Here is a 19,244-nt window from a genome sequence, read left to right on the forward strand (position 1 = left end):
GATTTTCCCCTTGCAAAAACAGGAAAGCTGCCATACGGCTGAATCCTATTAGATTTAACCGTATGGCAGCTTTTCAGACTACCCAGGCTTCGATGTGCATATTTTGAGTAATTATGTCGATTATATGCACATCGGTATGCATATTTTTTAAAAAAACACCTTTAATATGCACATTGGTACTGTTCCCATTGAAAAAGCTGCCGAAAGAACAGTAAAATTCTCCGTAAGCAGCTTTGTTTGTGCATATTTTAAGAAATTCCCAAGAAAATATGCACAACATCGTGCATATTTTAGGACTTTTTCTTGAATATATGTAATTCGCAGCACCCGCCTCATTACAGCCGTCTCGCAACAGCCTTCTCGCGAAGCTTTTTACGCAGTACCAAGAAAGTAATCAAATGTGCTGTCGCTGTAACACCCCAAGTCACCGGATAAGTGATGTAAAGCATCTCCAGCGTATGGAACTGCGGCATTTGAAACAGTGTCGTAATCCACAAAATTCTAAGACCGCAAACACCAACCAGCGAAACCAGCATTGGCATAACAGAATAGCCCATGCCGCGCAGTGCGCCTACCATAACATCCATAGCGCCACAAAGCGCATAGGTCGGCGCTATAATTCGCATCCTGCGCATACCTGCTGCAACCACCGCGCCGCTGGAAGAGTATATCCCCAGAAGAAACGGTGCAAATGCCAGTTCCAAAAGGCCTGTAATCAAACCTATTCCGATGGCGCACATCTCGCCTCTTGTCAAAATCTTGTCGATTCTGCTGATTCTCCTTGCTCCCACATTCTGACTGGTAAAAGAAATCGTCGCCTGATAAAAAGCATTCATAGGGAAATAAATAAAATTCTCCACGTTGCTGGACGCCGAGTTTCCTGCCACGATAGTCGCGCCAAAAGAATTTATGGAGGACTGAATCATCACGTTGGTCAGGGAGAAAATCATCCCCTGTACGCCCGCAGGAAGTCCAATTTTTACAATAGCAATCAGCTTGTCTCCATGAATGCGCAGCTCCCGCAGAACTAATTTCATGGCGCCTTCTTCTTTTCTCATGCACTGGATAATCAAAATCGCCGAAACCCACTGAGAAATTGCGGTTGCAGCACCAACACCCGCCACATCCATCCGCAGCGGAATTACAAAAATCAAATTAAGCACCACATTGATAACACCGGAAAACCCCAGATAGTACATCGGTCTTTTGGTATCACCGACCGCTCTGAGAATAGATGCGCCAAAGTTATAGACCATAACTCCAGTCATGCCAAGAAAATATACGCGCAAATAAAGCGCTGCAAGATCCACAACCTCCTCCGGCGTTTTCATCCAGATTAGAATTTGTCTCGAACCCAAAATCCCTATAATCGTCAGCAGTACTCCACTGACAAAGCTAAGCGCAATGGCTGTATGTACGGTCTCTTTTAAGGCCTCACTGCGCCGCGCACCGTAGTATTTAGCCGCCATTACATTAGCGCCGATGGAAAGCCCGATAAAAAGATTTACTAAAAGATTAATCAGCGCCGTGGTAGAACCCACCGCCGCCAGCGAATGGTCCCCTGCAAAACGTCCCACCACAATAATATCTGCAGCATTAAACAGAATCTGCAAAATACTAGAAAACATTAAAGGAAGAGAGAACCTGAGCATCTTTTTTAGCACTGGTCCTCTCACCATATCCATTTCAAAATTTTTCTTCTCTGTCATACTTCTTCTCCTATCGCTAATATTAAATTATATGCCTTTCTGTATAAAAAGCAATAGAGAAGTTGCATTAAATTTGTTTTATTTTGTATTCAGAAAATACTGATTCTCCTTATGTACACCGCCAAATGCCGGTTCCAATTTTTGTCTTATCGCTGCAAGTCCCGGGTCGTCTACAATCCGCGCGCTGCGCATGCAGCGCTTTACACAGGCAAGACAGCCGATACATTTGGACTGGTCCGCTTCAAAGCCTGCTCCATCATGAATAGCACCTACCGGACATATACGCGCACAAAGACCACACTCACTGCACCGCTCTGCAGCAACAGTGTTCATCGGATGCCGGCTGCCTTCTCTATACGGGCGGTTTCCCGGTACATCCAAAGGCTCAAACAAACTTGCCTGGGTAATCATTTCGGCAAAGTCTTCCACTTCCGCCAGATCCTCCTGACTCGGACGCCCTCCCGCCAGTTTCGCAGAATAGGTGTGTTCCGCAAGCCATGCGGCCGCTGCAATTCCTACAAATCCGTTCGCCTCGCACATGTCCTTGGTTTCCAAAAGCGCATCATCAAACTCTCTGTTTCCGTAGGTCACCGTAAAAATCGCCGGCGTTCCATCACCTGTAATGTTCCCATACAGTTTTTCCGGATAAAGGGGAAGCCTTCCGGCATACACCGGCGCCCCAAAGATGACCAAATCATCAGCGCCAAAGTGGTATTTGCCAGCGCGCGCCTTCGCACTAGTCAGGTCAATCACGGTAAAATCCGGATCCAGTGCCTTTGCCACCGCTTCCACATATTTCTTCGTGCCCCGGGTCGGGCTGAAATAAATCGCTGTTACCTTTTTCATCTTAAAAAATCTTCCTCTCGCAAAACTCTGCCTTTTTCGGCTATGATAAACTGATGGTCCCATCTGCCGCCCACCAGTTTTTCCAGCAGATGGTTGCTGCCATCTACATGGCAAACCGGGCAGTCTATCAGCGCCGCATTGCGCGCTGCCGCCGCAAGATACGCCGGCGCGTAACTATCATATGCGCCTGTATCAATGATATCTACGCTGCGGTAGGAATCAAACCAAATATCAAAAATGCGTCCGCCCTTTTTCTCCCCGTACCGTTCTATCAGAGAATCGTGAATGCTCTCTATCGACAAATCACCCTGGACTCTGTCGGTCAGGTAAAGATGCCCTCCCTCTTTCAGATTAGGGTACCAATTGTCGTCGGTATGTAAAAGCAGAGTAATACAGTCGTCCACCTTTGGCATAACCAGCTTTACAGGCAGCGGCCTTTCCGCTACCGACCCACCGCAGTGTCCCATAGAAAGAAGTACCAAATCCACGTCCTTCGGCAGTGTTTCCAGCGTCTCAAAGAGCCTTGCACGCATATCCCTCGGCTCTGCGTGAAGTTTGCTGTCCAGTTCAATGACCGGATAGTCCGTTCCCTCTTTCTCCTGCGCTGCCCTCACATGATCGCTCATATTGCTGCAGGTGATTAATATAGTGCTCATGATTACGCTTCCGCTTTTCCCGTGATAATCCATGGAGCGGGCTGCACTTCAAAAGCGTTCTTTGCGTTCAGTCTGGACACCGCTACTTGAATCACCTCTGCTTCCTTGATGCCGTTAGCCTCCAAAATGCCTCTCATAGCCCCTGCCACACTCAAATCCAAAGTATAGATTACTAGATTCATCTGTGGATTCATGGAGAGAAGAAACTTGATTTCCTGCTCCATGCTGGCAGAAGCGACCATAAATGCCACCGAAGGAGTCGGGTAATTCTCAAAGGTTTCTTCATCCACATGATCTGTGATTTTCATATTGCGCAAATCAAAATATGCCATATTATCCATCATGGCATCTCTATTGCGATGATTGTATTCCACTGCAATAACAGTACCTTCATTTGCCATAAAAGCAGCCTCAATGGCAAGGCTTTCGCCTCCAATCACACAGACCGTATCTTCTCTTCCGATTTCCATTTTGTTCAAAATAATGGAACGAACTTCGCTTCCCACGCCTCTTCCGGAATCTTTGCGGAAATTCAAATTGTCCATGCCCATCTTATAGGTATTGCGAGAGCTCGGATTTACCACCAGCATACCCGCAGAAGCGTTAATGCCGCGGTTAATCATATCGCTGACTTTATCGTGCTTAATCGGACCTTCCGGCGCGGAACCCTCGTTGTACCAGACCTCGCAGTCACCAAGCCCTGCATTCCACATATGATAAAAAATTTCAGCGTCTCCTGCTTCCATAAAAGCAAGCACTGCCTTATGCGCCTCTACTGTCGGAATCAGATTCTTATTTCTCTTGGTGATATCCATCATCTTAATCTGTTCCAAGTCAATCGGTGTATTATCTGCAAAATACTGCAGCCACGATAAAATAATTTCGTTGGTGAAAAGTTGTTTTTCCATAGCTTTCCGTCCTTTCTGTCTGTCAGGCTTCTTTTTCTTATTTTATCACGAATCCAGTGGGGTTTCAAGAAATCCCAGCTTACTTTCCGCCGCTGAAAACAATTTCTTCCCCACATGTCAAAAGACTCCATCATCCGATGGAGTCTTCTGACTGCGATATCTAATTAAGAAAGAACGTTCAAAAAGAAATTATCTCGTGTAACCCTATCTCCTTTTGACAAGTTTAGTATAGCAAGGAAATGTGATGATTTTGTCAAGGAATCGTATCGCTTCCATGTCTTTTGCGTTACGAAATAGTAAAGTTAGACCTGAACATCTTCGATAAGAATTTCCGTTTCCATTGGATACTTTGCCTTAATCTCTCCCAGCTTCTTAAAATGCGGCTGCTTTGTATGGTTTTTCTGTGCCTGCCTGCTCTCCCACTGTTCCCACAGCAAAATCTGGTTCTCCGAATCTGCCGGATAATAATAGGCATACCTGATGCACCCATCCTCCGCCAACGATTTTTCTATCACGCCGCAGGTTTTCACTTCCCCGTAAAAAGCGTCTCGCGCCGCTTTATCCTTTAGTGTGTATGTTACATAGAAATTCGTCATTTTTACATCGTTCCTTTCATGAACTTTTATAACAGTATAGCATAATTTATATTTTCCTCGCAACCACATGATATTTAGGTATGACCATAACATGGTAATGGCAAAAATACAACCATAGAAATATCATTTTGTAAAATTTCTTGCCATAGGATATAATGAAACTACATTAATCCCCGGAGGAATTTATCATGGAAATTATAGAATCTTATCTAACAAAAAGTGCCTGCTTTTTAGAAGGCGATACCATTGAGGTGAAAGGACTCATGCTGCACTCAGTAGGCTGCGCCTATCAGCAGCCTTTTTACTTTATGGAAAAGTGGAACAATCCCGACTGTCAGGAAGCCTGCGTTCACGCATTTATCGACGGCACAGACGGAAAAATTTATCAGACACTGCCGTGGAATCACCGTGCCTGGCACTGCGGCGGCACTTACAACAGCACCCACATCGGCGTAGAAATGTGTGAACCCGCCTCCCTTTCCTATACCAGTCAATTTGGGTTTACCTGTGATAACAGGGAAGAAGCCCTCGCCTGTGCAAAGCTGACTTACGATACTGCGGTGGAACTTTTCGCATGGCTTTGCCATAAATACGGGTTAGATCCGCTGGCAGACGGCGTCATCGTTTCACACTACGAAGGTTATCTTCGTGGCACTGCCTCTGACCACGAAGATCCAGAGCATTTCTGGCAAGGACTTGGTACAGACTACACGATGGACGGATTCCGCCGAGATGTAAAGTCTGCAATGTAAAATCGGCAACACAAAACCCCATCCGAAGATGGGGTTTGTTTTTGATTGCTGAAAGTATAAATACCTTTTCTGATTAACGCTTGGAGAACTGGGAAGCTCTTCTTGCCTTTTTCAGACCGTACTTCTTTCTTTCCTTCATTCTTGGGTCTCTTGTTAAGAATCCAGCAGCTTTTAAAGGCGCTCTGTAGCTTTCCTTGTCAGCCTGGCAAAGTGCTCTTGAGATACCGTGTCTCAGCGCACCAGCCTGACCCGTAAATCCGCCGCCTGCTACTGTAGCAATTACATCGAATTTGCCTTCGCAGCCTGCAACTTCAAAAGGTCTTCTTACTTCTCTCTTAACGATTTCCATTCCGAAGTAATCTTCTAAGTCTTTCTTGTTTACAGTGATTTTTCCAGTTCCAGGGATTAATCTAACTCTAGCAACTGAATGTTTTCTTCTACCAGTTCCCTGATATTGTAATTTTGCCATTGTCTATTCCTCCCTTTCCTTAGATTTCCAAAGTTTCCGGCTTCTGTGCAGCATGTGCATGCTCAGGACCTGCGTAAACTTTTAACTTCTTAAACATCTGTCTGCCCAGTTTTCCATCAGGAAGCATGCCTTTCACTGCGTGCTTAATGATTTCTTCTGGTTTCTTTGCCTGTAACTTTTCGAAAGTGATTTCTCTCAGACCACCTGGATATCCAGTATGTCTCTTGTAAATCTTTTCTTTTCTCTTCTTGCCGGTTACTTCTACTTTCTCAGCGTTGATTACGATTACATAATCGCCACAGTCAACGTGCGGAGTGTAGATTGGCTTGTTCTTTCCTCTCAGAACAGAAGCAACTTCAGATGCCAGTCTGCCGAGAGTCTTACCTTCTGCATCAACAACGTACCATTTACGTTCTACTTCTGCAGGTTTTGCAATGTAAGATTTCATTGTCTCTTCCTTTCTACCTACTAAGATACCTTCGCCGGTATCGTTTTCGGTTCTGCCTACTGAAATTCCACAAGGAATTTGTTTCGGCATGACTAAAACTAACTTTTAGCTTGCAGCGCTGCCGAACCCTGGCGGTTCTACGCATGCAAATCGCCTGTGAAAGCACAGTGCACGACTATTATATAGCAAAACCCTTGAGATTGCAACATCTTTTTGCATGAAATCCTCAACAAATGCGGGAAATTTTATAACTGCAATCAAATCAAAGCGGTGTTCCTTATCTTTAACACGAACCTTAACCTAAATTTTGATTTTCTCCAAAAAGTGTATAAGAGTCATCCTCTGTATCGGCAATCTGTTTGGATTTTATGCCAGCTGATAGATAAATTAACAAGAATATTGCATGAAGTCTCAGAAAACTGTATATGAATAGAAATTCAAGCGCCGCTACCTAAATAATGTCAACAGTTTTATACATTTTTTAAGCGGTTTCTTATTTTGGGTTAAGATTTGCTCTCTTCTCTTATACACTTTTTTAAAAATTTCTCGTTTTAGGTTAAATCCCTTCCCCGTTAAACTGTCATAATAACTATTTGCCTCTGCTCGCCCTGGTAAATTCGATTTTTTAGTTGCATTTAATTTACATTTATTGTAAAATATTCCTATAAAATACATTCATCGAAGGAGGTTATCATGGGATACATCGAATTAACACAGCAAGATATCGCACTGCAAAAGAAACTTCTACATCAATATCACACAGCGCTTCAAAAATTGCCGCAGGGTAAACTCACTTATAAAACAATCAACGGCAGACTTTATTATTATTGGATTGACTCTGCCAAAAAGCAACATTACATTCATAGTAAAAATTCCGACCTGATTTATGACTTAAAGTATCGAAGATTTTTAGAGGAGGCCACCTGCCAGATTGAACAAAATCTTCATATACAGGAAAAAGTTCTAACGCGTTATGGTCCCTACGATCCGTTCTCTATTCAAAAGCGTCTGCCGAAGGCCTATTCTGACCTCATTCTCCCCTCTAACCTCAAGAGCAAATCTCCACATTATGACGGTGCAGAGGCGAGTTACCGTCCGGAAGGCTTAACCTATTCGACTTCTTTTGGTTTATATTTGCGTTCGAAATCCGAAGTCATTATTGCAGAGCTAATGCACGCTGCGAATATTGATTTTAGATATGAGCCAAAGGTTCGTCTGCAAACACCTGACGGGCACTGGATTACCTGCAGACCAGATTTTGAGATCACACCACCTTTATATGAAGACATTTTCTGGGAGCATGCAGGACTTTTGCACAACGAAAGATACAGGGAAAGCTTTTTCAATAAAATTACTACATATCATCACAACAATATTGTAATGCCGAAGAATCTGATTGTCACAATGGACAACCCCGATGGCACACTGGATGTTGCTGCTATTGATCGAATCATCAAAGGACAACTTCTTCCTCTCTTTAGAAAAGCTTAACCTAAATCTAAAATTTTTGCAAAAAATGTATAAATATCATCATCTAGGTTTAGCCTGAATCGGAATTTACACAATAAAATAACCGAAATCCCAGGATTTCTGCAATTTTGAAAGCGAGGCAGTTGACATTCATCATAAAACTTATACATTTCTTGATGTTTCTCTGGATTTCGGTTAAGTTTTTGTAATTTCGTTATACACAAAATTCATTTTTTTGGATTTTAGGTTAAGAATACTGCTCTACTATCTCCCTACTCAAACAGCGGCGTAGAAAAATACCTCTCTGCAGTGTCAGGCAATATCGTTACGACGGTCTTGCCTTTTCCCAGTTTTTCTGCCAGCCTAAGCGCCGCTGCCACATTGGTACCGCTGGAGATACCGCACATGAGCCCTTCCTTGCGTGCCAAGTCCTTGGCCGTCTGCAGCGCCTCTTCATCGCTGACGATATAGATATCATCGTAAATCTGCTGATTCAAAACCTTTGGGATAATACCATCTCCAATTCCCATCTGTATATGTGTTCCCACCGTACCTCCTGCTAAAATCGCAGCATTCTGCGGCTCCACTGCCCAGATTTCAATCTGCGGATTCAAAGCTTTCAGCGTTTCTCCGATACCTGTAATGGTTCCGCCGGTGCCAATACCAGAACAAAATCCGTCAATAGGTCCTGCCACCTGTTCCAAAATCTCAAGCCCGGTATGGTGACGATGCACCATTGGATTTGCTTCATTTTCAAACTGCTGCGGAACGAAAACTTTCGGATTTTCAGCTGCCATGCGTGCAGCCATCTGCACACATTCCTCAATGCAGTCTCCGATATTTCCTTCATCGTGAACTAACACCACCCTAGCCCCATAGTGCTCTACGAGAAGTCTCCTTTCCTGACTGACAGAATCCGGCATGATAATAACAGTCTCATAGCCTTTTACTGCGCCTACAAGGGCAAGCCCAATTCCCTGATTCCCGCTGGTCGGTTCAACAATCACAGAATCCGGCCGCAAAATTCCGTCTTCCTCCGCCTTTGTAATCATATTGTAAGCAGTTCTCGTCTTTACAGAACCGCCTACGTTAAGCCCCTCAAATTTTACAAGCACCCTCGCACTTTCAGGACTAACCATTTTATTCAGCTGAATCATCGGTGTTTCACCCATGGCGTCTAACACATTTTTATATATCATCGTTTAACTCCTACTTAAAAACTATTTACTCAGTATATCATAAAGATTTTAATTTGTCACTTTTCTTTGACAACGCCGCTAATTTGTGCTATAGTACTTACGAAAATAAAATAAGACAGTTCGTGACCATCCTGTCTATAAACAAAACTACGGAACTAAAGTCAACATTATTTTTGATTATTATTTTAATGTGCCTGCAGATTCTGTAGGCGCATTTTTTGTTCCGGGAAAGGACAAAAAATGGAACGTTATTCCATCATTTCTGACAAGAATCCGCGGGAGATCGTCCTCCTGCGCGGCAGCGGATGTAAATGGCGCAGATGCAGATTCTGCGATTATCATCTGGATTTTTCCAAAGACGAAACCGCAAACTTCAATCTAAACCGGGAAGTGCTTGGCAAAATTACAGGGCTTTACCACAAGCTGGAGGTAATCAATTCCGGCAGCATCTGTGATTTGGACAAGGCTACCATGGCACAGATTAAAACAGTCTGCAAGACGAAAAACATCAAGCAGGTTCACTTTGAATGTCACTGGACAGACAGAAGTTGTATCAGCCACCTCCGGGAAGAATTTGCTGCTGCCGGCATTCTTCTAAAATTTAAAATCGGAGTGGAAACCTTTGATTCTCTCTTTAGAGAATCCTATCTATTAAAGGGCATCGACGAAACAGACCCTGAGAAAATCGCTGAGGACTTCAACGAATGCTGTCTGCTCTTCGGTATTCCAGGACAAACGGCGGATTCTATGAGATCCGACATCGAAACAGGGCTGGCATACTTTGAGCGGGTTTGTGTCAATATTATGGTAGAAAACTCTACCCCGGTGCGGCCTGATCCCCGCGTTATCGAGCTTTTTAAAAACACCATCATGCCAAAATACCTGCATAATGAGCGGGTAGATATTTTAATGAATAATACAGATTTCGGAGTAGGAGGTAAATCTAATGAGTAATGAATTAGTTTTAATCGTGAGTCTAGTCTGCATTTATGCAGCAGTTGTTCTTTTTTATAAATTTTTCGGTAAGACCGGTCTTTATATGTGGACTGTGGTCGCCACTATCGCAGCTAATATTGAAGCGCTGATTCTGGTAGATGCTTTCGGCATGGAACAGACTTTGGGCAATATCCTGTTTGCCTCTACTTTCCTGGTCACTGACATTTTAAGTGAAACAGAAGGCAGAAAATACGCAAACACTGCTGTAAAAATCGGCATTTGTGTCAGCATAGCTTTCATTCTGATTTCCCAGTCCTGGTTCTTATACACGCCAAATGCAAACGACTGGGCAATGCCTTCCATTCAGTCGGTATTTTCCAACACACCGCGGCTTATGCTGGTCAGCATCGCAGTCTATGGTATCGTACAGATGTTTGATGTCTGCGCTTACCATCTGATTTGGAAACGCACGGAAAAAGTACTCGGTGACAGCCAGAAAGGACTTTGGATCCGCAATAACGGCTCCACCTTGCTGTCTCAGCTTATGAATACCGTACTATTTACCTTCGGTGCTTTTGTAGGAGTCCACAGTTTTTCTACACTGATTCACATCTGCATGTCCAGCTACGTCATCTTCATTTTCACCAGCGTTTTGGACACCCCTGCAGTGTATCTGGCTCGCAAACTGAAAAATAAAAATCAAATTTCAGAGCTGTCATAAACGCAGCCCTGACTCATACGCATAGATTACATGCAATATATTATTATAAATCGTGCATTTGCATTATGGACAAAAAAATATTCCCAAACCCCTTGACAAATCCGCAAAAAACGGTATTATATTTACAGCATGATTCACAGATTTGATGTGGATAATATATTTTATACAATTCGCAAATACCTATAATAAATTATAATAAAGTCCTAATCCAAAGAGAAAATGGCGGGAATTACCTCGCCGTTTTTTCTTTGATTCACACACCTTGAGATTCTGCCTCTATTTTTTCTGCAATAGTCTGCTCTGTCAATTCCGAAAGACCATATAATCTTTCATTCATCATATCGTGGAAACAAACCGGAAGGTGGTCTCTGTTCGCTCGATGCGCTGCTACGCATTCAACACAGTTTCCATGCATTCTACACGGTCTGGTGCAAGAGCAATAATCTTCCCCACGGGCGACAGCCTCCCGCAGCTGTTTCGAAAATTCAATCCCCAGCCGAACGGATTCCTTTTCATCTCCGCGTTTATATGCTTCCATCGCTGCCATCTCGATTTCATTATAATCGATCTGCATCTTTCGTCCTCCTCTCTCAAGCCAGCGTTATTCTTCAATGAGACTTTTAAACATTTCCACAGCATTTTCCATGATACTGTCAGTGAAGTCATATCCCGATGTGTGAAACGAAGGAACATAAAGTCCACCGCCAATATAAAAGTAAAGTTGCAAGTAGCTATTAATAGCCGGCATTCATTATTCGATGTACTAGTAGTCAACTGATGGCTGAATTAGAGAATCAACCAATAGTTCCTTCCAAAAAAAATGCTTATTATGTATGATAAAACCAGGAGGTAAGAAATGAATCAAGAAAAAATTGGAAAATTTATTGCTGAATGTCGTAAAGAAAAAAATCTTACTCAGCTACAGCTGGCAGAAAAGCTTAACATTAGTAATAGGGCGGTTTCAAAATGGGAAACAGGAGTTTCCCATAGTTAAAGATACCACACCAAATATGATGAACCCACGCTTATACACTACCAGCTATAATAAACCGCAAGGACAGCAATTTGATGATACTGCTGTCCTTTCTTTTATAAAATTGCAGTACACATAAAAAAGCTGTAAAATGATAAATATATTTGTCCTTGTAACAATTCTCGGACATTTGCCTGTTATACTATCTGCAAAAAGCAAAGGAAGTGAGAATATGAAGCAGATTTTAATTGTCGAGGACGACAGTTTTTTGAATAAGATGTTAGCCTATAACCTGACCGCAGACGGCTACGGCGTGACTTCTACTCTAAATGCCAGAACCGCAGCCGACGCCATCCGCCAGCGGGAATTTGATTTAGTGCTGTTGGACATTAACCTGCCAGATGGGAACGGTTTTGAGCTGTGCAAGCTGATAAAGCCCCAGCACCCGGACACCATCGTAATATTCCTGACCGCCAACGATCAGGAGAGCGACCAGATACGGGGCTATGAGGTGGGCGCGGTGGACTACATCACAAAGCCCTTTGTGATCGGGGCCTTGCAGCGAAAAATCAAAGCCATGTTCGCTATGCTGGAACACCACAAACCGGCCAAGGACATTTACGACGACGGGCGGCTGTTTCTGGACTTCTCGGAGCAGACGGCGTCCCTAAACGGCAAGCCCCTGCCCCTATCCCCGATGGAGTATAAAATGCTGAACCTGTTCCGCAAAAATCCCCGGCAAGTGCTGACCCGTGGGAAGCTTTTGGAAAAGCTGTGGGATATAGACGAGAGGTTTGTGGACGAACACACCCTGACAACCTCCATCAGCCGGATTCGCAGCAAGATTGAATCTGACGGCGGCGCACCCTACATCAAGACTGTTTACGGCATGGGGTATCAATGGACGGGAGGCGAGGCAAAATGAAGTTTCAAAACCTCTCGGTAAGGCGGCTGTTTGGCCGGGTGGCAATAGGGCTTGCCCTCTCCATGTCCGGGATCACCATAGCCCTGTTTTTTGTGACAAAACAAACGGCGGCGCTGCTGACTGGCGGGGCGCTGCTGCTGTGCGCCCTTGTGGGGATTTTTGTACTGACGCAGGTGTTTGGAAAGCGGCTGTCGCAGTTTACCGCTGACCTATGCCAGACCTTAGACCACATGATCGCCGGAAATGAAGCGCCAAAACGTCCGGAGGACAGCGAAACCCAGCTTGCCAGAATCGGACACCGGCTGGCAAGGCTTTACCAGATCATGCAGGAGAACCGCCGCCGGGTGGACGAGGAACGGCAGGAGTTACAGACCCTTGTATCGGATATTTCCCATCAGGTGAAAACGCCGGTAAGCAATCTGAAAATGGCGACGGACACCCTGCTGGAAAAGCCTATGACCGAGGCAGAGCGCACCGACTTTATCCGGGGAATCCGCAGCCAGACGGATAAACTGGAGTTTCTCTTTCAGGCCCTTGTGAAAACCTCCCGGCTGGAAACGGGCGTGATCCAGTTGGATAAGAAATCGGGCCGCCTCTTTGATACCGTGGCGCAGGCCATGAGTGGGATCGTGTATGCAGCGGAGAAAAAGGAAATCGCCGTGTCCGTGGACTGCCCGGAGGATTTGACCGTTTCCCATGACAGCAAGTGGACATCCGAAGCCCTCTTTAACCTGCTGGACAATGCGGTGAAGTACACCCTGGCAGGCGGGAAAATCACGGTGTCTGTGGTGCTGTGGGAAATGTATGTGGAGATCAAAGTGACCGACACCGGCAAGGGCATTTCCGAAAGCAATCAGGCCGCCATCTTCCGGCGCTTTTATCGTGAGGAAGAAGTACACGAACAGCAGGGCGTGGGCATTGGCCTGTATCTGGCCCGCGAGATCGTAACGCGGCAGGGCGGCTATATCAAAGTGTTTTCGGAGCCGGGCAAGGGTTCGGAATTTTCCATTATGCTGCCTACAAAATAGAACGCGGCGGACGGCCATTTCCGGCTGCCCGCCGTAAATTTTTTTGAAATGTCCGAGCGTTGTAACATTTCACCCCGATTTTCAATGAAATTTTTTGGCCGCTGTAACATTTCGCGGACATTTGGGTTTTACAATAGCCTTATCAACAGGCAGAAAGCCTTGAAAGGAGTTTTGAGTATGAGCGTTTTGCAGACGATTGATCTGAAAAAGTATTACGGCACAGAGCCAAATATCACCCGCGCCCTTGACGGCGTGAACTTCTCCGTAAATGACGGCGAATTTGTGGCCGTTGTGGGAACCTCCGGCAGCGGCAAGTCTACCCTGCTTCACATGATGGGCGGGCTGGACACCCCTACTTCCGGCAATGTGCTTGTCCGGGACAAAGAGCTGTCGAAAATGAACGACGAACAGCTCACCATCTTCCGCCGCCGCAACATTGGCTTTATCTTCCAGAACTATAACCTTGTTCCCATTCTGAATGTGTATGAGAACATTGTCCTGCCGGTGGAACTGGACGGGGATACGGTGGATCAGAAGTTTTTGGACGAGATCGTTCACCTGCTGGGGCTGGAAGATAAACTGAAAAATATGCCCAACAATCTTTCCGGCGGACAGCAGCAGCGTGTGGCGATTGCCCGCGCCCTGATTACCAAACCGGCTATTGTGCTGGCCGACGAGCCGACCGGCAACCTTGACAGTAAGACCAGCGCCGAGGTGCTGGGACTTATCAAGCGTACCAGCGCGGAGTTTCGGCAAACCGTTGTGATGATTACCCACAACAACGATATTGCCCGCCTTGCAGATCGGATTGTCCGCATTGAGGACGGCAAGATTGTGGAGTAAGGAGGTGGCAGACTGTGACATGGCCTTTTGAGAATGATACCAGCGCCATTACAAAGAAGCTGGCAAACAGAAGCATTAAAGCAGATAAGCGAAGAAACATCTTTATTATTGTAACGATTGCTTTTGCTGCCTGCCTTATGACCGTTCTTGCGCTCTATACATTCGGAAAATCACATGAATTGAAAACATTCTTACAGGGGCGCTACCAAGCGGCAGTTATTGATGTGGATTTGGAAACAATCAATGATTTAAGGCAAGATTCCAACATTGAAATGGTAGGAACAGAGGCTTTAGTTGATAGTTTCCGTGTTGATGATTATACATTGAATGTTAATTTTCGGGACAGCAATAATCTGTATTTGTATTCCACAGAATTTGTTGGGAACTTACCTGATAAGGAAAATGAAGTTGCAGTTTCGGAAGCCTATTTGAAACATATTGGCCGCCCTGTTGAATTGAACCAAGAAATCGAATTACCGTTGCAAAATGGGAAAAATGCAAATTTCACTGTATGCGGTCTTTTACATGACGATGGTGCAAATAGGCGGTATCAAGTATTGGTATCTGATTCTTTTCTGCAATCGTATTTTCAAGATCACATCCCTTATAATGCTACACTACGGATAATGGGAAGCGGATCATTCAAAGAGGACGAATTGAAAAATTTGATTAAATCTTGTTTGACCCCTTATGGAATCAGAGAAGAACAGATCGCTTATAGTTCGTCTTACTTTGATAGTGTTGATAACTCAAGCCGAGATATGCTGGGTGTAGCGGCAATTAGTATTCTAATTGTGATTGCCTGTTCCACCGTTATATACAGCCTATTTTATATTTCAGTCGTTGGGAAAGTCAAAGAATATGGCCGTTTAAGGGTAATTGGCATGACCCAAAAACAGATTAAACGCATGGTAAAAAGAGAAAGCTGGCAATTATCCCGCACTTCAATTCCATTAGGGATTGTAGTTGGCTGCTTAATAGGATATGTGCTTGTACCCAAAGGCTGGAATTGGCTTAATACATTGGCAATTATCGTTGTTATCTCCATATTGACTGAATTATCGGTTGTTCTATCAATTCGCAAGCCGATTAAAATTGCAGCAAGCATTTCTCCCATTGAAGCTGTACGCATATCAACGACAACTGAAAACGAAAAGTTAAACACCAAAAAATTAAGGAGAAAACTAACTCCTGAAAATTTAGCTAAAATCGGTTTTATGCGAAACCACAAAAAAGTGATTTTGACTTTAATATCATTGGGATTTTCAGGAATTTTACTGATGAGTGCAGCAACATTTCTGGCTTCTATTGATGAAGAAGATATGGCCCGGCAGTCATTTGGTGATAAGGAATTTTTGATTACACTTTCCGATGAATATAGCGACAATTCCTTGAAAGATAATCCGCTGGACGATAGCATGATAAATCTTTTGACAGATTCTCCATATATCACAGATGTTAAATCTATAAAGGGATGTTCCGCAGACATTTTACTTCCAGATAAAAAAGAACCGTCCTCGTTCCGTGAAATTATAGGATTGTCGGACGATGAATTTTCCAGCTTATCGAATAACCTACTATCAGAGGAAATAAGCTACCAAGAACTTGTCGAGAAAAATGGTATCTTAATTGACGACACAGCCGGTATGCTAAAGTCATGGGAAGATTATAGTGTTGCTTTAGGAGATGTGGTAACAATAGTATCTTCTTCTGGAAAGAAAATCGAATTATCTGTCGTCGGAACTATTGACATGAGCGATACGGACTACAACGGAACATATTTCTTTGTCCCGGAAAATATACTATCCGAGATATATCAAGAGAAGAAGAATTTTAATACTGAATTTGTCATAAATGCAGATGTGAACCAACTTCCTGCGGCAGAAAATGTCGTCTTAAATGCAATCGGTGACAATCCTGATATTCAATTTAATAGCTTTGATGACGCACTATCTTCCATAAAAATGCACATGACAGGGTATCAGATTCCGATCTACGGGTTAATTGTTTTTATTGCAATTTTCGGTATTATCAACCTTTGCAATACCTTGATGACGAACCTTGTATCCAGACAACAAGAATTTGGCGTATTGCAATCTATTGGTCTATCAAATAAGCAATTATATAAGATGTTGAGAATGGAATGTTTGTATTATGTGTTTGGGACAATGGCAATAACATTTATTTTCGGCACAGCAGCAGGTTATATTCTATGCCAGATATTTAATCAAGTTGGAGTGTTCGGAAAATTGCATTATACTTTCCCATTCTTGCAAGTGCTTCTATTTTTTGCAGTCCTCGTAGTAATTGCATTGATATATTCGACTTTAGCCATTCGCTATTGCCATAAGCAATCTCTTGTAGACCGCATTAAGACAATGGAATGACCTTTTGAGATCGGCGGGGCGGCGTATGCTGCCCCGCTTTTTCCGCCATTTCTCAAAAAGATTTTTGAAATGTCCGAGCGTTGTAACAATTCAGCCTGTTTTTCTGTCGAAATCAAAGGCACCTCGGACATTTATAGTTCTTCCAAAAGTTTGATGATAATATTACCATTCATGGAAGAAGCAATCTGTTATTGCAATAATGCGAAATTGACGATAGAAAGTTTTTCATATCTCGGTCAGCTCAACAATTACATTACTCTGCTGATACAGCCAGTCCGCAAATTCTTTCGGGCTGGCTGTTCCTGTTTTTACAGCCTTTTTTCTCTGTAAGGCTTCTTTCTTAAAGTCGGAAAAGGCAGCCTGTATTTTTTCCAGACAGTCAGCCGGAAAGCCTGCGGTATTTTTTACCCGGTTTATTTTGTTGCGCCAGTTCTGGCATTCATTTTTATAAAGCAGGTCATAGTTATTTTCTCTTGCCCTCTCGTCAAATTCCCGCTTGTTTTGAAGCGCCTGTGCTTTGCGGCACTTGTCGCTGCACAGCTCATACCGCTGGCTCTTTGCCAGAAAATATTTCCCGCAGACCTTGCACTGCCGGAAGCAAAGCCCCCAGTCATTCAGCCTGTTCAGATAATAGGTAATCAACGGGTAGAGAGACGCATAGGCAGACACACATTCTTCTGTGCGACGGTTGTCCGGGAACCAGAGGTCAAGCCGGGTATCTTCTGATGGTGCGCCTTTGAAATAAAGGCTGCCAGCTTGAAAATGTTTCGGTTTTCCTGTCTCCCTGTCAAAGCTCATGGCTTCGTTATGGAATACCCCGGTCAGGCTGCTCATTTTATCCATGAAGCGGTCACAGGCAGCGTTACGGTCACGGGGTTCTCTGGAAAGCAGATAGCTGTTCCAGATACGGAACGCCACATACATTTTCAGAGGGTCATTGCTAAGATATTTTCCCCAGAGAAATTCGCTTGCCGCCTGCTCCAGCTCCGGCTGTTTCCATCGGTTGGAGTGGAGGGCTTGCCGCAGTGGAGAAAGCCCGTATAAGTTCCAATCTCTGTCCGTGTCACGCTCAAAGTTTATCAAAAAAGTTCCCAGCGGGCGTGTCATATCACAAAGCACCTCTGTGTTTTGGCTCCCGTTCAGCCGGAAGCGGATCTGCTGTTCTTCCCCAATCAAAATCCGCTCTTTCATTTTCTTCCTGTCCAGCGTCAGGACAAACAAAATCCTCTCAAAACATGGCTCATGTCGTATAAACTGATTCTCCATCCCTATCCCCTGCCTTCGTTTATGGTAATTATATAATTCAGTTATATCCGTTACACTCATGGTATCGCAGAATCATTGTTTTGTCAAGGATAGTACGCTATGATGATTGCAGTTGGTAATTTCGTACCGCACAGTACCTTGACAAGTGAATGACCGTCCAAAAGGGATATGACCGGCAGGAGAAGTGACGCATCCGGCGCACCAATGCAGGGAAACACCGCAGGAATGGGGCAGGAAAACGGCTTTTGGGGAAAACGGCAACAGGAAGCATTTTAACCTATTTGATTTATGGGAGGAACAGAATGAACGATAAAAAGAGATTGAACAGCTACGAGGATTTACCGCTGGTTCTGGATGTGGCGGACATTCAGCAGATTATGGGAATTTCAAGAGCGAGCGCCTATGAGCTGGTACACACACCCGGCTTTCCAGCGTTCCGCAGGGGCAGACTTATCAAGGTCAGCAAAATTGCTTTCTTTGAATGGATGGCAAAAGGCTCCGAAACCGTACCGAGAAGCGACAAATAAGCGTGAGTTATCATTCCCTGACTGCAATACTGCCGCACTTTACAAAGGGGTATACAGAGGGAAAAACCTTAAAAATGATACCGAAACGCTACACCAAAACAGCCTATCTGCGTACATCAGATAGAAACGGAGAAAGGAGCCGGTTATGGCAAGAATGAGCAACAAGCGGCGGCTGGAATGGTCGTTCTTCTTAAATGACCGCAGCCGTATCACTTACAACGAACTGTGCCGGAAATGCCAGCACGAATGTAAACAGAGCTTCCGGGCGGTTGTGGTTGACTGCCCGAAGTACCTTTCTAAGCGTTCCAAGAAAAAGGACAAAACTGCCGGAAACGGCAAAATCCCTTAGGAACTAAGGGCGCACTTCTATACATAGTCTAAAGACCATGTATCGTGCGTCCTGCGGAGCTTACCTCTGCCGCTGATAAAATCAGCAATCCGAGGTCTGCGTTCGCTTCGCTCCGACAAGGTGGCTACACCCCCTTGCGCCGCTAAAGCGGCTATCCCCTGTGTACCCGCCGCAAAGAGAAATCCGCTCTGCGGTTTTCCCTTTTCATCGGGTTTTATAGAAGCACTGACACACGG

21 protein-coding genes are annotated in these 19,244 nt (G+C 44.3%); 11 read left to right on the top strand and 10 right to left on the bottom strand.

The window, feature by feature from the left end; genetic code table 11:
- Positions 1-335: 335 nt before the first annotated feature.
- The 5 genes from NFR88_RS07890 to NFR88_RS07910 form a co-directional block, all read right to left on the bottom strand.
- Positions 336-1,709 carry an MATE family efflux transporter gene (locus tag NFR88_RS07890; RefSeq protein ID WP_251614865.1) on the bottom strand — a complete coding sequence of 458 codons (1,374 nt, stop codon included), beginning with the start codon at positions 1,707-1,709 and terminating at the stop codon, positions 336-338.
- A 78-nt stretch (positions 1,710-1,787) separates the two neighbouring features.
- Positions 1,788-2,555, bottom strand: a complete 768-nt coding sequence (locus NFR88_RS07895; protein WP_251614869.1) for a 4Fe-4S binding protein — start codon at positions 2,553-2,555, stop codon at positions 1,788-1,790.
- On the bottom strand, positions 2,552-3,211 hold the full coding sequence (locus tag NFR88_RS07900) for a DUF1638 domain-containing protein (protein ID WP_251614871.1): 660 nt from the start codon (positions 3,209-3,211) through the stop codon (positions 2,552-2,554). Before NFR88_RS07900 ends, NFR88_RS07895 begins: the two co-directional genes overlap by 4 nt.
- A gap of 2 nt (positions 3,212-3,213) precedes the next feature.
- Positions 3,214-4,119 carry a precorrin-6B methylase gene (locus tag NFR88_RS07905; protein WP_161908573.1) on the bottom strand — a complete coding sequence of 302 codons (906 nt, stop codon included), beginning with the start codon at positions 4,117-4,119 and terminating at the stop codon, positions 3,214-3,216.
- A 302-nt stretch (positions 4,120-4,421) separates the two neighbouring features.
- Positions 4,422-4,715 (bottom strand): putative quinol monooxygenase, encoded by a 294-nt coding sequence (locus NFR88_RS07910; RefSeq protein ID WP_160201162.1) that lies wholly within the window; start codon positions 4,713-4,715, stop codon positions 4,422-4,424.
- Positions 4,716-4,903: 188 nt separating this feature from the next.
- Between NFR88_RS07910 and NFR88_RS07915 the strand changes: the two genes are divergently transcribed.
- Positions 4,904-5,467, top strand: coding sequence for a peptidoglycan recognition protein family protein (locus tag NFR88_RS07915; RefSeq protein WP_160201161.1), 564 nt, complete (start codon positions 4,904-4,906; stop codon positions 5,465-5,467).
- 73 nt (positions 5,468-5,540) lie between these two features.
- On the opposite strand, the gene rpsI is transcribed toward NFR88_RS07915, so the two are convergent.
- Together rpsI and rplM are read right to left on the bottom strand one after the other, a co-directional pair.
- Positions 5,541-5,936: a 30S ribosomal protein S9 gene (gene rpsI / locus NFR88_RS07920; RefSeq protein ID WP_160201160.1), complete on the bottom strand. Its 396-nt coding sequence runs from the start codon at positions 5,934-5,936 to the stop codon at positions 5,541-5,543.
- 19 nt (positions 5,937-5,955) lie between these two features.
- Complete coding sequence (gene rplM / locus NFR88_RS07925) at positions 5,956-6,384, bottom strand: 50S ribosomal protein L13 (RefSeq protein ID WP_160201169.1); 429 nt, start codon at positions 6,382-6,384, stop codon at positions 5,956-5,958.
- Between the two features lie 693 nt (positions 6,385-7,077).
- Between rplM and NFR88_RS07930 the strand changes: the two genes are divergently transcribed.
- A complete protein-coding gene (locus NFR88_RS07930) occupies positions 7,078-7,875 on the top strand; it encodes a hypothetical protein (protein ID WP_251614873.1) in 798 nt (265 codons plus the stop codon).
- 251 nt (positions 7,876-8,126) lie between these two features.
- Here the strand turns inward: NFR88_RS07930 and cysK are convergent, their stop codons facing one another.
- Positions 8,127-9,053: a cysteine synthase A gene (cysK, locus tag NFR88_RS07935; RefSeq protein WP_251614875.1), complete on the bottom strand. Its 927-nt coding sequence runs from the start codon at positions 9,051-9,053 to the stop codon at positions 8,127-8,129.
- A gap of 240 nt (positions 9,054-9,293) precedes the next feature.
- Here cysK and NFR88_RS07940 point away from each other — a divergent pair, with 240 nt between their 5' ends.
- Both NFR88_RS07940 and NFR88_RS07945 read left to right on the top strand, forming a co-directional pair.
- The gene (locus NFR88_RS07940; protein ID WP_160201157.1) at positions 9,294-10,007 is read left to right on the top strand and encodes a radical SAM protein; all 714 of its coding nucleotides are present in this window, start codon (positions 9,294-9,296) and stop codon (positions 10,005-10,007) included.
- Positions 10,000-10,710: a queuosine precursor transporter gene (locus tag NFR88_RS07945; protein WP_161908575.1), complete on the top strand. Its 711-nt coding sequence runs from the start codon at positions 10,000-10,002 to the stop codon at positions 10,708-10,710. The genes NFR88_RS07940 and NFR88_RS07945 overlap by 8 nt, the downstream gene beginning before the upstream one ends.
- 253 nt (positions 10,711-10,963) lie before the next feature.
- On the opposite strand, the gene NFR88_RS07950 is transcribed toward NFR88_RS07945, so the two are convergent.
- Positions 10,964-11,284, bottom strand: coding sequence for an LPS biosynthesis protein (locus NFR88_RS07950; RefSeq protein WP_251614877.1), 321 nt, complete (start codon positions 11,282-11,284; stop codon positions 10,964-10,966).
- 282 nt (positions 11,285-11,566) lie between these two features.
- Between NFR88_RS07950 and NFR88_RS07955 the strand changes: the two genes are divergently transcribed.
- The 5 genes from NFR88_RS07955 to NFR88_RS07975 all read left to right on the top strand — a co-directional run bounded on the left by NFR88_RS07955 (position 11,567) and on the right by NFR88_RS07975 (position 16,866).
- Positions 11,567-11,704, top strand: coding sequence for a helix-turn-helix domain-containing protein (locus NFR88_RS07955; RefSeq protein WP_465250581.1), 138 nt, complete (start codon positions 11,567-11,569; stop codon positions 11,702-11,704).
- A 130-nt stretch (positions 11,705-11,834) separates the two neighbouring features.
- The gene (locus NFR88_RS07960) at positions 11,835-12,608 is read left to right on the top strand and encodes a response regulator transcription factor (protein ID WP_465250582.1); all 774 of its coding nucleotides are present in this window, start codon (positions 11,835-11,837) and stop codon (positions 12,606-12,608) included.
- On the top strand, positions 12,605-13,636 hold the full coding sequence (locus NFR88_RS07965; RefSeq protein ID WP_251614879.1) for a sensor histidine kinase: 1,032 nt from the start codon (positions 12,605-12,607) through the stop codon (positions 13,634-13,636). The genes NFR88_RS07960 and NFR88_RS07965 overlap by 4 nt, the downstream gene beginning before the upstream one ends.
- Positions 13,637-13,813: 177 nt before the next feature.
- Positions 13,814-14,479: an ABC transporter ATP-binding protein gene (locus tag NFR88_RS07970; protein ID WP_251614881.1), complete on the top strand. Its 666-nt coding sequence runs from the start codon at positions 13,814-13,816 to the stop codon at positions 14,477-14,479.
- A gap of 14 nt (positions 14,480-14,493) precedes the next feature.
- Entirely contained in the window at positions 14,494-16,866 is a 2,373-nt protein-coding gene (locus NFR88_RS07975; RefSeq protein ID WP_160284709.1) for an ABC transporter permease, read from the top strand.
- A gap of 225 nt (positions 16,867-17,091) precedes the next feature.
- Here NFR88_RS07975 and NFR88_RS07980 read toward each other — a convergent pair whose 3' ends face one another.
- Entirely contained in the window at positions 17,092-18,132 is a 1,041-nt protein-coding gene (locus tag NFR88_RS07980) for a DUF6076 domain-containing protein (protein ID WP_118392959.1), read from the bottom strand.
- A gap of 302 nt (positions 18,133-18,434) precedes the next feature.
- On the opposite strand from NFR88_RS07980, the gene NFR88_RS07985 reads away from it, so the two are divergent.
- Positions 18,435-18,659: a helix-turn-helix domain-containing protein gene (locus tag NFR88_RS07985; RefSeq protein ID WP_120474617.1), complete on the top strand. Its 225-nt coding sequence runs from the start codon at positions 18,435-18,437 to the stop codon at positions 18,657-18,659.
- A 145-nt stretch (positions 18,660-18,804) separates the two neighbouring features.
- Positions 18,805-19,008 (top strand): hypothetical protein, encoded by a 204-nt coding sequence (locus NFR88_RS07990; RefSeq protein WP_004614949.1) that lies wholly within the window; start codon positions 18,805-18,807, stop codon positions 19,006-19,008.
- Positions 19,009-19,244 lie beyond the last annotated feature (236 nt).

It is taken from the genome of Senimuribacter intestinalis (assembly GCF_943192965.1).
Lineage (GTDB): Bacteria > Bacillota > Clostridia > Peptostreptococcales > Anaerovoracaceae > Senimuribacter > Senimuribacter intestinalis.